Source organism: Pseudomonas sp. FP453 (assembly GCF_030687495.1).
Lineage (GTDB): Bacteria > Pseudomonadota > Gammaproteobacteria > Pseudomonadales > Pseudomonadaceae > Aquipseudomonas.
On record NZ_CP117435.1, the window covers coordinates 1,207,781 to 1,221,681 of the forward strand.

At 61.6% G+C, this 13,901-nt stretch carries 12 protein-coding genes and 1 pseudogene; 8 read left to right on the forward strand and 5 right to left on the reverse strand.

Features of this window, described 5'->3' with window-relative positions:
• Positions 1-125: 125 nt before the first annotated feature.
• The 8 genes and pseudogenes from lepA (at position 126) to tadA (ending at position 8,321) form a co-directional block, all read left to right on the forward strand.
• Positions 126-1,925, forward strand: coding sequence for a translation elongation factor 4 (gene lepA, locus PSH87_RS05440; RefSeq protein WP_003210439.1), 1,800 nt, complete (start codon positions 126-128; stop codon positions 1,923-1,925).
• A 5-nt stretch (positions 1,926-1,930) separates the two neighbouring features.
• Positions 1,931-2,782 (forward strand): signal peptidase I, encoded by an 852-nt coding sequence (lepB, locus tag PSH87_RS05445; RefSeq protein ID WP_017734283.1) that lies wholly within the window; start codon positions 1,931-1,933, stop codon positions 2,780-2,782.
• A gap of 148 nt (positions 2,783-2,930) precedes the next feature.
• Positions 2,931-3,620: a ribonuclease III gene (rnc, locus tag PSH87_RS05450; RefSeq protein ID WP_026136456.1), complete on the forward strand. Its 690-nt coding sequence runs from the start codon at positions 2,931-2,933 to the stop codon at positions 3,618-3,620.
• On the forward strand, positions 3,613-4,515 hold the full coding sequence (gene era, locus PSH87_RS05455) for a GTPase Era (RefSeq protein ID WP_017734281.1): 903 nt from the start codon (positions 3,613-3,615) through the stop codon (positions 4,513-4,515). Before rnc ends, era begins: the two co-directional genes overlap by 8 nt.
• A gap of 192 nt (positions 4,516-4,707) precedes the next feature.
• The gene (gene recO, locus PSH87_RS05460) at positions 4,708-5,397 is read left to right on the forward strand and encodes a DNA repair protein RecO (RefSeq protein ID WP_305432825.1); all 690 of its coding nucleotides are present in this window, start codon (positions 4,708-4,710) and stop codon (positions 5,395-5,397) included.
• Between the two features lie 51 nt (positions 5,398-5,448).
• A complete protein-coding gene (pdxJ, locus tag PSH87_RS05465; protein ID WP_017734279.1) occupies positions 5,449-6,192 on the forward strand; it encodes a pyridoxine 5'-phosphate synthase in 744 nt (247 codons plus the stop codon).
• Positions 6,193-6,442: 250 nt separating this feature from the next.
• A pseudogene (locus PSH87_RS05470) lies at positions 6,443-7,821 on the forward strand (multicopper oxidase family protein).
• Positions 7,821-8,321 (forward strand): tRNA adenosine(34) deaminase TadA, encoded by a 501-nt coding sequence (gene tadA, locus PSH87_RS05475; RefSeq protein ID WP_017734277.1) that lies wholly within the window; start codon positions 7,821-7,823, stop codon positions 8,319-8,321. The pseudogene PSH87_RS05470 and the gene tadA overlap by 1 nt, the downstream one beginning before the upstream one ends.
• Positions 8,322-8,455: 134 nt before the next feature.
• On the opposite strand, the gene cmoB is transcribed toward tadA, so the two are convergent.
• From cmoB to lon, 5 genes are all read right to left on the reverse strand, one after another.
• Positions 8,456-9,412, reverse strand: coding sequence for a tRNA 5-methoxyuridine(34)/uridine 5-oxyacetic acid(34) synthase CmoB (cmoB, locus tag PSH87_RS05480; protein WP_305432826.1), 957 nt, complete (start codon positions 9,410-9,412; stop codon positions 8,456-8,458).
• Positions 9,409-10,188 carry a carboxy-S-adenosyl-L-methionine synthase CmoA gene (cmoA, locus tag PSH87_RS05485; RefSeq protein ID WP_177325326.1) on the reverse strand — a complete coding sequence of 260 codons (780 nt, stop codon included), beginning with the start codon at positions 10,186-10,188 and terminating at the stop codon, positions 9,409-9,411. Before cmoA ends, cmoB begins: the two co-directional genes overlap by 4 nt.
• A gap of 1 nt (position 10,189) precedes the next feature.
• Positions 10,190-10,846: a lysoplasmalogenase gene (locus tag PSH87_RS05490; protein ID WP_305432827.1), complete on the reverse strand. Its 657-nt coding sequence runs from the start codon at positions 10,844-10,846 to the stop codon at positions 10,190-10,192.
• Position 10,847: 1 nt separating this feature from the next.
• Positions 10,848-11,237, reverse strand: a complete 390-nt coding sequence (locus tag PSH87_RS05495) for a protease inhibitor I42 family protein (protein ID WP_017735972.1) — start codon at positions 11,235-11,237, stop codon at positions 10,848-10,850.
• A gap of 200 nt (positions 11,238-11,437) precedes the next feature.
• Complete coding sequence (gene lon, locus PSH87_RS05500) at positions 11,438-13,858, reverse strand: endopeptidase La (RefSeq protein WP_017735973.1); 2,421 nt, start codon at positions 13,856-13,858, stop codon at positions 11,438-11,440.
• Positions 13,859-13,901: the final 43 nt, after the last annotated feature.

Here is a 13,901-nt window from a genome sequence, read left to right on the forward strand (position 1 = left end):
CCGGTCGAGAGATCGGGGCATTTTTGTTCTGGTCAGCAAAGATGACGCCCGGGCAGAGCATCAGGTACAATTCCCGGCTATTTTTCAGCGGGCAATCTGCCTGCAGCCTTTTTGAGTGTTGATCCGTGAGTGATTTGAGTCATATCCGCAATTTCTCCATCATCGCCCACATTGACCATGGCAAGTCGACGCTGGCCGACCGGTTCATTCAAATGTGCGGTGGCCTTGCCGAGCGTGAAATGGAAGCCCAGGTCCTGGACTCCATGGACCTCGAGCGTGAGCGCGGCATCACCATCAAGGCCCACAGCGTTACCCTGTACTACACCGCAAAAGACGGTATCAAGTACCAGCTGAACTTCATTGACACCCCCGGCCACGTTGACTTCACCTACGAAGTCAGCCGCTCGCTGGCCGCCTGCGAAGGCGCCTTGCTGGTGGTGGACGCCGGCCAGGGCGTTGAAGCCCAGTCCGTCGCCAACTGCTACACCGCGATCGAGCAAGGCCTGGAAGTGATGCCGGTGCTGAACAAGATCGACCTGCCACAGGCCGATCCAGACCGCGTCAAAGAAGAAATCGAAAAAATCATCGGCATTGACGCCACCGACGCCGTCGAGTGCAGCGCCAAGACCGGCCTGGGTGTCGACGAAGTGCTCGAGCGCCTGGTCAAGACCATTCCCGCGCCGACCGGCAACTACGAAGATCCGCTGCAAGCGTTGATCATCGACTCCTGGTTCGACAACTACCTGGGCGTTGTGTCCCTGGTCCGCGTGCGCCACGGCCGCGTGAAGAAGGGCGACAAGATCCTGGTCAAATCCACCGGCAAGATCCACCTGGTGGACAGCGTCGGTGTATTCAACCCGAAACACACCGCCACCACCGATCTGAAAGCCGGCGAAGTGGGCTTCATCATTGCCGGTATCAAGGACATCCACGGTGCACCGGTCGGTGACACCCTGACCTTGAGCTCCACCCCCGACGTCGACGTGCTGCCAGGCTTCAAGCGCATCCAGCCGCAGGTCTACGCCGGCCTGTTCCCGGTCAGCTCCGACGACTTCGAAGATTTCCGCGAAGCCCTGCAAAAGCTGACCCTCAACGACTCGTCGTTGCAGTACACCCCGGAAAGCTCCGACGCCCTGGGCTTCGGCTTCCGCTGCGGCTTCCTCGGCATGCTGCACATGGAGATCATCCAGGAGCGCCTGGAGCGCGAATACGACCTGGACCTGATCACCACCGCGCCAACGGTTATTTTTGAGCTGGCGTTGAAAACCGGTGAAACGATTTACGTCGACAACCCGTCCAAGCTGCCAGACCTGTCTTCCATCGAAGACATGCGCGAGCCGATCGTGCGGGCCAACATCCTCGTGCCACAAGAGCACCTGGGCAACGTGATCACCCTGTGCATCGAGAAGCGTGGCGTGCAGCACGACATGCTGTTCCTCGGTACCCAGGTGCAAGTGACCTACGATCTGCCGATGAACGAAGTGGTCCTGGACTTCTTCGACCGTCTCAAATCCACCAGTCGCGGCTATGCTTCGCTGGATTACCACTTCGACCGTTACCAATCGGCTAATCTGGTGAAACTGGATGTGCTGATCAACGGCGACAAGGTCGATGCCCTGGCACTCATCGTGCACAAGGACAACGCGCACTACAAAGGTCGCCAGTTGACCGAGAAGATGAAAGAACTGATTCCGCGCCAGATGTTCGACGTCGCGATCCAGGCCGCCATTGGCGGGCAGATCATTGCGCGGACCTCCGTCAAGGCTCTCAGAAAGAACGTACTGGCCAAATGCTACGGCGGTGACGTAAGCCGTAAGCGCAAGCTGCTTGAGAAGCAAAAGGCCGGTAAAAAACGCATGAAGCAAGTGGGCAACGTGGAAATTCCACAAGAAGCCTTCCTTGCGGTGCTCAGGTTGGATAGTTAGGTCCTATGTCGCTAAATTTCCCGCTGTTGCTGGTCATCGCCGTTGCCGTCTGTGGTCTCCTGGCGTTGCTCGATCTGGTGTTCTTCGCCCCGCGTCGGCGGGCGGCTATCGCGTCCTATCAGGGCAGCGTCAGCCAGCCCGATGCCGTGGTGGTCGAGAAGCTGAACAAAGAGCCTTTGCTGGTTGAATACGGCAAGTCGTTCTTCCCGGTGCTGTTCATCGTGCTGGTGTTGCGCTCGTTCCTGGTGGAGCCGTTTCAGATCCCTTCGGGGTCGATGAAACCTACCCTGGACGTGGGCGACTTCATCCTGGTGAACAAGTTTGCCTACGGCATTCGCCTGCCGGTGATCGACAAGAAGGTCATTGAAGTCGGCGACCCGCAACGCGGCGATGTGATGGTGTTCCGCTTCCCGAGCGACCCGAACGTCAACTACATCAAGCGTGTGATCGGCCTGCCGGGCGACGTGATCCGCTACACCGGCGACAAGCGCCTGTTCATCAACGGTGAATCGGTGGCTGAGAAGCTGATCGGTTCCGAGCCGAATTCCCTGGGCAGCGCCGAGCTGTACCAGGAGAAACTCGGCGCGGTGGAGCACGAGATCCGCAAGGAAATGTCGCGCTACCGCCAGCCTGATGGTGAGTGGAAGGTGCCTGCCGGGCACTACTTCATGATGGGCGACAACCGTGACAACTCCAATGACAGCCGCTATTGGAACGATCCCAACATTCCCAAGGACATGCTGGGCATGGTTCCCGACGAGAACATCGTCGGCAAGGCCTTCGCGGTCTGGATGAGTTGGCCGGAGTCCAAGCTCAGCCACTTGCCGAACTTCTCGCGAGTCGGGCTGATCAAGTAATACAGGCGGCGCTGTGAACACAGCGCCGAATGCTTTTCTGGGGCTTGGACAAATGTCCGGCGCCATGCAGCACCAACCAGGATTTGAATTTGAACACTGCGTCAATCGTCGATGGCCGCCGGTGCCACCACACAGATATGGGTAAACCGTGACCGTTTCTCTAGCACGTCTCGAGCGTCTGCTCGGCTACACCTTCAAGGACCAGGAATTGATGGTCCTTGCCCTCACACACCGCAGCTTTGCAGGGCGTAACAACGAACGCCTGGAATTCCTCGGTGATGCCATCCTCAATTTCGTCGCCGGTGAGGCGCTGTTCGAGCGCTTCCCGCAAGCCCGTGAAGGCCAGCTGTCGCGCCTGCGCGCACGCTTGGTGAAGGGCGAGACCCTGGCCGTGCTGGCCCGTGGTTTCGGCCTGGGCGAGTACCTGCGCCTGGGCTCTGGCGAGCTGAAAAGTGGCGGTTTCCGCCGCGAGTCGATCCTCGCCGACGCCCTTGAAGCGCTGATCGGTGCGATCTACCTCGATGCAGGCATGGAAGCGGCCAAGGAACGCGTCACCGCGTGGCTGACCTCCGAGATCGAAAGCCTCACGCTGGTCGATACCAACAAAGATCCCAAGACCCGCCTGCAGGAATTCCTGCAGTCCCGTGGTTGCGAACTGCCACGCTACGAAGTGGTGGATATCCAGGGTGAGCCCCATTGCCGCGTGTTCTTCGTGGAATGTGAAATCACCTTACTGAACGAAAAAAGCCGAGGTCAGGGTGTGAGCCGTCGTATTGCCGAACAGGTAGCGGCCGCTGCAGCACTGATTGCCCTGGGCGTGGAGAATGGCCATGACTGATTCAACCGCAACACGCTGTGGCTATGTTGCCATCGTCGGCCGCCCGAACGTGGGCAAGTCCACGCTGCTGAACCACATCCTCGGCCAGAAGCTCGCGATCACCTCGCGCAAGCCGCAGACCACCCGCCACAACATGCTGGGCATCAAGACCGAAGGCAACGTGCAAGCGGTCTACGTCGATACCCCGGGCATGCACAAAGGTGGCGAGAAAGCCCTCAACCGCTACATGAACAAGACCGCTTCGGCGGCGTTGAAAGACGTCGACGTGGTGATCTTCGTGGTCGACCGCACCAAGTGGACCGACGAAGACCAGATGGTCCTTGAGCGTGTGCAGTATGTCACCGGCCCGTTGATCGTCGCGTTGAACAAGACCGACCGCATCGAAGACAAAGCCGAGCTGATGCCGCACCTGAGCTGGCTGCAGGAACAACTGCCGAACGCGCAGATCATCCCGATCTCCGCCCAGCACGGCCACAACCTGGAAGCCCTGGAGCGCGTGATCGCCGGCCACCTGCCGGAGAACGAGCACTTCTTCCCGGAAGACCAGATCACCGACCGCAGCAGCCGCTTCCTGGCCGCCGAACTGGTGCGCGAGAAAATCATGCGCCAGATGGGCGCCGAGCTGCCGTACCAGATCACCGTCGAAATCGAAGAGTTCAAGCAGCAGGGCAAGACCCTGCATATTCATGCGCTGATCCTCGTCGAACGTGACGGCCAGAAGAAAATCATCATTGGCGACAAGGGCGAGCGCATCAAGCGCATCGGCACCGAAGCGCGCAAGGACATGGAGTTGCTGTTTGATTCCAAGATCATGCTCAACCTGTGGGTGAAGGTTAAGGGTGGTTGGTCCGATGACGAGCGTGCACTGCGTTCCCTGGGCTACGGCGACCTCTGACATACAGCGGAACCTCTGTGTGAGCGGGCTTTTGTGGGAGCTGGCTTGTGTGGGAGCTGGCTTGCCTGCGATAGCATCACCTCGGAAAGACTTAAGGACCGAGGTGCCTGCATCGCGGGCAAGCCCGGCTCCCACACAAGCCCGCTCCCACATTGGTTTGTCGCTGTTCTTAAGTTCTGCGAAGAGACTTCCATGTCCCAATCCCAACCCCTCAGCCAACCCGCCTACGTCCTGCACAGCCGCGCCTACCGCGAGACCAGCGCCCTGGTGGATTTCCTCACGCCCCAAGGCCGCCTGCGCGCCGTCTTGCGCAGCGCGCGGGGCAAGGCGGGCACACAGGCAAGGCCGTTCGTGGCGTTGGACGTGGAATTCCGCGGCAAGGGCGAGCTGAAAAACGTCGGCCGCCTGGAAAGCGTCGGCACCTCCGCCTGGCTCAATGGCGAAGCGCTGTTCAGCGGCCTCTATCTCAACGAATTGCTGATTCGCCTGCTCCCCGCCGAAGACCCCCACCCGGCCGTCTTTGATCACTACGCCGCCACCTTGCTCGCCCTCGCCGAAGGCCGTCCCCTGGAACCGTTGCTGCGCGCCTTCGAATGGCGCCTGCTCGACGACCTGGGTTACGGCTTCGAACTGGCCAACGACCTGCACGGCGACCCCATCGCCGCCGACGGCATGTACCGCCTGCAAGTGGACGCCGGCCTGGAGCGCGTCTACCTGCTGCAACCGGGCCTGTTCCAAGGCACCGAGCTGCTGGCCATGAGCGAAGCCGACTGGAGCGCACCCGGTGCTTTATCCGCCGCCAAGCGCCTGATGCGCCAAGCGCTGGCCGTGCACTTGGGCGGACGGCCGCTGGTCAGTCGCGAGTTGTTTCGAAAGCCCTGACAACCCCGTGTATGCTGTGCAGCGTTTCTTTCCCTATTCAGGAGCGCTTCCGTGACCAGCAGCAATCGCATTCTTCTCGGCGTCAATATCGACCACGTCGCTACCCTGCGCCAGGCCCGGGGCACCCGTTACCCTGATCCGGTCAAGGCCGCGCTGGACGCCGAAGAAGCAGGCGCCGACGGCATCACCGTGCACCTGCGCGAAGACCGCCGCCACATCCAGGAGCGCGATGTTCTGCTGCTCAAGGACGTGCTGCAAACCCGCATGAACTTCGAAATGGGCGTCACCGAAGAAATGATGGCGTTCGCCGAGCGCATCCGCCCGGCGCATATCTGCCTGGTCCCGGAAACCCGCCAGGAACTCACCACCGAAGGCGGCCTTGACGTGGCCGGCCAGGAAGCGCGGATCAAGGCTGCGGTGGACCGCCTGTCGCAGATCGGCAGCGAAGTCTCGCTGTTCATCGACGCCGACGCGCGCCAGATCGAAGCCTCGCGCCGTGTCGGCGCACCCGCCATCGAGTTGCACACCGGGCGTTATGCCGATGCCACCACCCCGACTGAAGTGGCCGATGAGCTGCAGCGCATCATCGACGGTGTCGCGGTTGGCCTGCGCGAAGGGCTGATCGTCAATGCCGGTCACGGCCTGCATTACCACAACGTTGAAGCCGTGGCGGCGATCAAGGGCATCAATGAGCTGAACATTGGCCATGCGCTGGTGGCGCATGCGCTGTTCGTCGGTTTCAAAGGCGCCGTCGCCGAGATGAAGGCCCTGATCCTGGCTGCCGCCAAGGCCTGACCCAACACAATCCAAAAACCACTGAAGATCAAAAAATGTGGGAGCGGGCTTGCCCGCGATTGCGGTACACCCGTCAACGCTGCATTGGCTGACCCACCGCAATCGCGGGCAAGCCCGTTCCCACAGTTGATCTTTGGTGTGTCCAGAATTCGGGCATGCGGCAATGCGAAGCCTTACTGTTTAGGCCATGCAGGTGTATCGTATCTGCCCTTTGCAGGCCCTGGGCTTGCGGCCGATACGTGAGGTTGTTGTGTCCCGATCCTTTTCCCGTCGACAAATCCTGGGTGGCCTTGCCGGCCTGGCCGTAGTGGGCGTCGGTGCCGGTGGCGCCTATCGCTACTGGCTGGGGAAAGTCGCCGAGGCCGAAGCGGGCCACGATTACGAACTGATCGCCGCACCGCTGGACGTGGAACTGGTGCCGGGCCACAAGACCGAAGCCTGGGCGTTCGGCCCGTCGGCGCCGGGCACCGAGTTGCGGGTGCGCCAGGGCGAATGGCTGCGGGTACGGTTTATCAACCACCTGCCGGTCGCTACCACCATCCACTGGCATGGCATCCGCCTTCCGCTGGAGATGGACGGCGTGCCCTACGTGTCCCAATTGCCGGTGCTGCCCGGCGAGTATTTCGACTACAAGTTCCGCGTACCTGACGCCGGCAGCTACTGGTATCACCCCCACGTCAACAGCAGCGAAGAACTCGGCCGTGGCCTGGTCGGCCCGCTGATCATCGAAGAGCGCGAACCCACTGGTTTCAAACACGAACGCACCCTCAGCCTGAAGAGCTGGCATGTGGACGAAGAGGGCGCTTTCGTCGCGTTCAGCGTGCCCCGTGAAGCAGCGCGTGGCGGTACGGCCGGGCGCTTGTCGACGATCAATGGCGTGTCCCAGGCGGTGATCGACTTGCCGGCCGGGCAGATCACCCGCGTGCGCCTGCTCAACCTCGACAACACCCTGACCTATCGCATCAACATCCCCGACGTTCGAAGCGCAGATCTACGCGCTGGACGGTAACCCCATCGAGCCGCGCCCATTGGGCAAGGAATACTGGCTGGGCCCGGGCATGCGCATCTGCCTGGCGATCAAGGCACCGCCGGCCGGCGAAGAGCTGTCGATCCGCAACGGTCCGGTTCGCCTGGGCACGTTCCGCTCCGTAGCCAACAGCGACGCGCCCACCGAGTGGCCACCCGCATTGCCGGCCAACCCGATTGCCGAGCCGGACCTGGCCAACGCCGAGAAACTCAACTTCAATTTCGAGTGGGTCGGTACCGTTTCAGTCGACGACGGTCGGCCGCCCAGCCTGTGGCAGATCAACGGCCAGGCCTGGGACATCACCGACAAGACCTGCGCCGACCGCCCGATTGCCAAGCTGGAGAAGGGCAAGAGCTACATTTTCGAATTGAAGAACATGACCCAGTACCAACACCCGATCCACCTGCACGGCATGAGCTTCAAGGTGATCGCCTCGAACCCGCCACAAGGTGATCCCGTACTTCACCGACACCTACCTGCTGGGCAAGAACGAACGCGCCCGCGTGGCGTTGGTGGCGGATAACCCGGGGGTGTGGATGTTCCACTGCCATGTGATCGACCATATGGAAACCGGCCTGATGGCCGCCATCGAGGTGGCGTGATGCGCCAGTTTCGTCCCGTGGCGATCATCGACCGCAGCCGCGACCAGGACTTCATGCGCGAAGCCCTGGCCCTTGCCGCCCAAGGCGCTGCATTGGGTGAAGTGCCGGTGGGCGCAGTGCTGGTGCAGGACGGTGAAATCATCGGCCGCGGCTTCAACTGCCCCATCAGCGGCAACGACCCCAGCGCCCATGCCGAGATGGTCGCCATTCGTGATGCCGCGCAGGCGATCAGCAACTACCGGCTGGTGGGCAGCACGCTGTATGTGACGCTGGAGCCGTGCAGCATGTGCGCCGGTCTGATCGTGCACTCGCGGGTGGCGCGGGTGGTGTACGGCGCGCTGGAGCCGAAGGCGGGGATTGTGCAGAGCCAGGGGCAGTTTTTTACCCAGGGATTTCTCAATCACAAGGTGCTGTTTGAAGGTGGGGTGTTGGCCGAAGAGTGCGGCACCGTACTCAGTGAATTCTTCAAGGCCCGCCGCGCGAAGCCGCAATCCAACTAACACCGCAAACCAATGTGGGAGCTGGCTTGCCTGCGATAGCTATCTGTCAGTCAACTCATCAGTGACTGAACCACCGCTATCGCAGGCAAGCCAGCTCCCACATTTTGATCTCCATGTTTTCAGGGAGATTGGAGTTATTTCCTGGCGATGATGACGGCCCGCATCGGCGCCGGCAGCCCTTCAATCGTCTTGCTGTGATCTTCAGGATCAAGGAAATCACTCAACGACTGATACTTCATCCACTCCGTTCCACGCTGTTCCTCGACGGTCGTCACGCTCACATCCACACAGCGCACATCACTGAACCCGGCGCGGCGCAGCCACAGCATCAACGCCGGCACCGACGGCAGGAACCACACGTTGCGCATCTGCGCGTAACGGTCTTCCGGCACCAGCACTTGTTGCTGATCGCCTTCCACCACCAGGGTTTCCAAGACCAGTTCACCACCCTTGACCAGGGTGTCTTTCAGCGCGAGCAAATGCTCGATGGGCGAACGCCGGTGATAGAACACGCCCATGGAAAACACCGTATCAAAGCCTTCCAGATTCGCCGGCAGGTCTTCGAACGGGAACGGCAGGTGCCACGCCTTGGGTTCTGACAAGTAACGCTGCACCGCCTGGAACTGGCAGAAAAACAGCCAGTTCGGGTCGACGCCAATCACGCTGTCGGCGCCGGCGCCGAGCATGCGCCACATGTAGTAGCCGTTGCCGCAGCCCACATCGAGGATGCGTTTGCCCTTCAGGTTCAAATGCGGTGCCACCCGTGACCACTTCCAGTCCGAGCGCCATTCGGTGTCCACATGCACGCCGAACAGGTGGAACGGGCCTTTGCGCCACGGGCTCAGGCCCATCAGGGCGGTGTGCATCTGTTCGCGTGTTTCGTCGTCGCAATCGGTGTCGAGGGTCAGGCCGTTGAGCAAATCCACGTCGCTGGGCTGGATCTTCGGCAGCGCATCCAGCGCGCTCTGCCAGCGCTCCAGGTCGCCATGGCCTTTTTCCATCTTGCTATCGAGTTGCGCTTGCAGGCCTTGGGCCCACACGGCCAAGGGAGTGCCGACCAGATGGCGGGCGAGGGGAGACAGATCAATCATGGCAAGGCAATCAACGAGGCAAAGTTAAGACACTGGAACCACGGCACGACTGTCGAGAACCCGGCCGCCAGCAGGCGTTCGCGGTGTTCTTCGAGGCTGTCGGGCTTCATGACGTTTTCGATGGCGCTGCGCTTCTGGGCGATTTCCAGTTCGCTGTAGCCGTTGGCGCGTTTGAACGCGACGTGCAAATCGGTGAGCAACGCGTGTTCTTCGGGATCATTGAAGCGCAGCTTTTCCGAAAGGATCAGCGCGCCCCCCGGCAACAGCGCCTGGCGGATGCGCGTGAGCAAGGCCAGGCGCTCATCAGGAGCGATAAATTGCAGGGTGAAGTTCAGCGCCACCACCGAGGCCGGTTGGAATTGCAACGCGAGGATATCGCCCTCGATCACCTCCACCGGCAGCAACTCCTGGAACATCGAGTCCTGGCCATTGAGGTATTCGCGGCAGCGCTCGACCATCGCCGCCGAGTTATCCACCGCGATCACCCGGCAGCCATCGGTGCGCACATGGCGACGCAGGGCCTGGGTCACGGCGCCCAGGGATGAACCCAGGTCGTAGAGCACGCTGTTGGGCTGGGCAAACTGCGCCGCGAGCACACCGAGGTTTTCGACAATGGTCGGGTAACCGGGCACCGAGCGCTTGATCATGTCCGGGAACACCCGCACCACGTCCTCGTTAAAGGCGAAGTCCGGCACCTGGGACAGGGGCTGGGCGAATAGGCGATCGGGTTCTTTGCTCACGGTTGTTCCGGCGACGAAAAGGGGAAAGGCCGGCATTTTAGCCAAGTTGGCCCTCGTGTGCGCGGGTTGTCTGATGGAAAGCCGACGCGGTGATGCCCCACTGCCCCAGCCAGTAAGTGGCGATCAACAAATACGGCGCCGCATCGAACGCCAGCACAAAGCGGTTGATACCGATCAGCGTGTCGGAAAACACAAACGACGCCGCACCCGCCGCCGCCAGCAGCGCCGAACGTTTCGGTACATCGCTGCCCAACCGCGCCAGCGCACGCCAGAGCATGGCGCTGATGACCAGCGCGTAAACCACCACCGGGATCAGCAAGTCGCCAAGGCCGTGGGAAATCAGGATGCTCAGCAGCACTGCGCCGACGCCCAGCGCCAAGAGCAATGGCAGCAGCGCCAAGCGCCGGCAGTCACTGAAATAGGCCTTGAGGTACGCCAGGTGCGCCAACAGAAACGCGCCGAGGCCAAAGATAAACAGGTCCCCCGGCCAGGCGAGCAGCACGTCGCCCACCAGGGAAAAAATCAGCCCCAGGCTGATCCAGCGTCGATAGTCGGTGGGCGGTGCATCATGCAGCCAGCCCAGCAGCGCCAGCACCGGCAGCGGTTTGACCAGCAGGCATAATAAGGTGGCGTGGGTGGCCAGGCCGTAGATAAAGGTGCCGGCGCCCATCAACGCAAGAATCATCCATGGCATATCAGTTCACCGTAATGGCGCAGTCGAAAGTGTCGGCAGGTTCGGCTTCGGGTTCCCAGGGTTGCTGGGAGGTCAGGCGCAAACGGCCCTGGCCTGCGGCGAAGGCCTGGAAGCGCCAGGTGGATTGCCCGCCGCCGCCGATCACGCCGGATTCACGGCTGCTGTAGACCTCGGGGCTCAGCGCGCGGAGCACGCCGCCGGCGGAATCCTGGATGGCCCAGCGGTAGCCGGTGGTGGGGTTGCTGGGCAGGGTGAGGATCAGGTTCTGCCCGGTTTTGAGCTGCAGCGGGCAGGCGCTTTGCGCGTCTACGCTGATGTTTTGCTTGGGGGCACTGGCGCACCCGGCCAGCAGGGCAAGGCTTAGGGGGATAAGCAGGCGGGCAGCGGTCATGGAGGCTCCGTTGATTCACGACGAAGGGCGAGCATAACCGAAGATGAGACAAGGTGTGACAAGAGGGGGGTGGGTTATGGCGGCTGACGCCATCGCGGGCAAGCCCGCTCCCACATTTGACCGATCTGTCATCAACAACACCGATTAATGTGGGAGCCGGGCTTGCCCGCGATGAGGCCAGTCCAGGCACTACATCACCATCAGAAGAGCACCTTGGCCACATCCGCAAACCGCTTGGCAAAGTGCACGGTCATGCCTTCCTTGAGGTACTCCGGCAACTCCTCGAAGCTGCCACGGTTCGGCTCCGGCAAGATCAGTTCGTGAATCTTCTGGCGCCGCGCCGCAATCACCTTTTCACGTACGCCGCCAATCGGCAGCACATGCCCGGTCAACGTCAGCTCGCCGGTCATGGCCACGCCTTTTTTCGGCGGCTGGTTACGGGCCAGCGACAGCAACGCACTGGCCATGGTCACGCCGGCGCTCGGGCCGTCTTTTGGCGTGGCGCCTTCCGGCACGTGCAAATGCACGAAGGCTTCGTCGAAGAACTTCGGGTCACCGCCAAACGACTTCAGGTTCGAGCTGATGTAGCTGTAGGCGATTTCGGCGGACTCCTTCATCACTTCACCCAACTGCCCGGTGAGCTTGAAGCCGCGATTGAGCGTATGAATGCGCGTCGCCTCGATCGGCAAGGTCGCGCCGCCCATGCTGGTCCAGGCCAGGCCGGTTATCACGCCGGTGCCGGACAACACCTGTTCGTTGCGGAACACCGGCATGCCCAGGGAGCTTTCCAGGTCCTTGTTGCCGATCTTGATTACCGAGTCCGGCTCATCCAGCAACTTGACCACCGCCTTGCGCACCAGTTTGCCCAGCTGTTTCTCCAGTTGGCGCACTCCGGCTTCGCGGGCATAACCGTCGATCAACGCACGCAGGGCGCCGTCGCTGATGGTCAGGCTGGTTTTGGCCACGCCGGCTTTTTCCAACTGTTTTGGCCACAGGTGGCGCTTGGCGATGGCGACTTTTTCTTCGGTGATATAGCCCGACAGGCGAATCACTTCCATGCGGTCCAGCAACGGGCCGGGGATCGAATCGAGGGTGTTGGCGGTGCACACGAACAGCACTTTGGACAGGTCCAGGCGCAGGTCCAGGTAGTGGTCGAGGAATTCGACGTTCTGCTCCGGGTCGAGGGTTTCCAGCAGCGCCGACGCCGGGTCGCCCTGGAAGCTCTGGCCCATCTTGTCGATCTCGTCGAGCATGATCACCGGGTTCATCACCTCCACATCTTTCAGCGCTTGCACCAGCTTGCCGGGCAAGGCGCCGATGTAGGTGCGGCGGTGGCCCTTGATCTCGGCCTCGTCGCGCATGCCGCCGACGCTGAAGCGATAGAACGGCCGCCCCAGGGACTCGGCGATGGATTTACCGACGCTGGTCTTGCCCACGCCCGGCGGGCCCACCAGCAGCACGATGGAACCGGCGACTTCACCTTTATAGGCGCCCACCGCGAGGAATTCGAGGATGCGGCTCTTGATGTCATCCAGGCCCGCATGGTGTTTATCCAACACCTTGCGCGCGTGTTTCAGGTCGAGTTTGTCTTCGCCATACACGCCCCACGGCACCGCCGTCGCCCAGTCGAGGTAATTGCGTGTGACCGCGTATTCCGGCGAGCCGGTTTCGAGGATCGACAGTTTGTTCAGTTCTTCATCGATGCGCTTCTGCGCCTGGGCCGGCAGCACCTTGCCTTGCAGGCGTTGTTCGAACTGCTCGACGTCGGCGCTGCGGTCGTCCTTGGTCAGCCCCAGTTCCTGCTGGATGACCTTGAGCTGTTCCTTGAGGAAAAACTCGCGCTGGTGCTCGCCGATCTTGCGGTTCACCTCGGCGGAGATTTCCTTTTGCAGGCGCGCGACTTCCACTTCTTTGCGCAGCATCGGCAAGACTTTTTCCATGCGCTTGAGCATGGGCACGCAGTCCAGCACTTCCTGCAACTCGTTACCGGTGGCCGAGGTCAGCGCGGCGGCGAAGTCGGTGAGGGGCGACGGGTCGTTGGGGCTGAAGCGGTTGAGGTAGTTCTTCAACTCTTCGCTGTACAGCGGGTTGAGCGGCAGCAGTTCCTTGATCGCATTGATCAGCGCCATGCCGTAGGCCTTCACCTCATCGGTCGGCTCGGACGGCTGGTGCGGGTATTCGACCTCCACCAGGTACGGCGGGCGGTGGTGCTTGAGCCAGGTCTTGATGCGCACGCGGGTCAGGCCCTGGGCGACAAATTGCAGCTTGCCGTTCTCGCGGCTGGCGTGATGCACCTTCACCAGCGTGCCGTACAGCGGCAGGCTGGAGGTGTCGAAATGGCGTGGGTCTTCGGGCGGCGTGTCCATGAAGAACAGGGCGAGGTTGTGGTGATCGGATTTGCTCACCAGCTCCAGGGTCTCGGCCCACGGCTCTTCGTTGACGATCACCGGCAGCACTTGCGCGGGGAAGAACGGCCGATTGTGGATCGGGATGATATAGACCTTGTCCGGCAGGTTTTGCCCAGGCAGCGCCAGGCCAGTGTTGGACGAAGGGGATTCAGCGTTTTCGGGGTCGGCGTAGTCGTTGAGGTCGTATTCGGGGAATTCTTGCTGGTCGCTCATGGGGCACCTGCATCAGGAAGTATGCAGGTTAGATGGGGCGGGG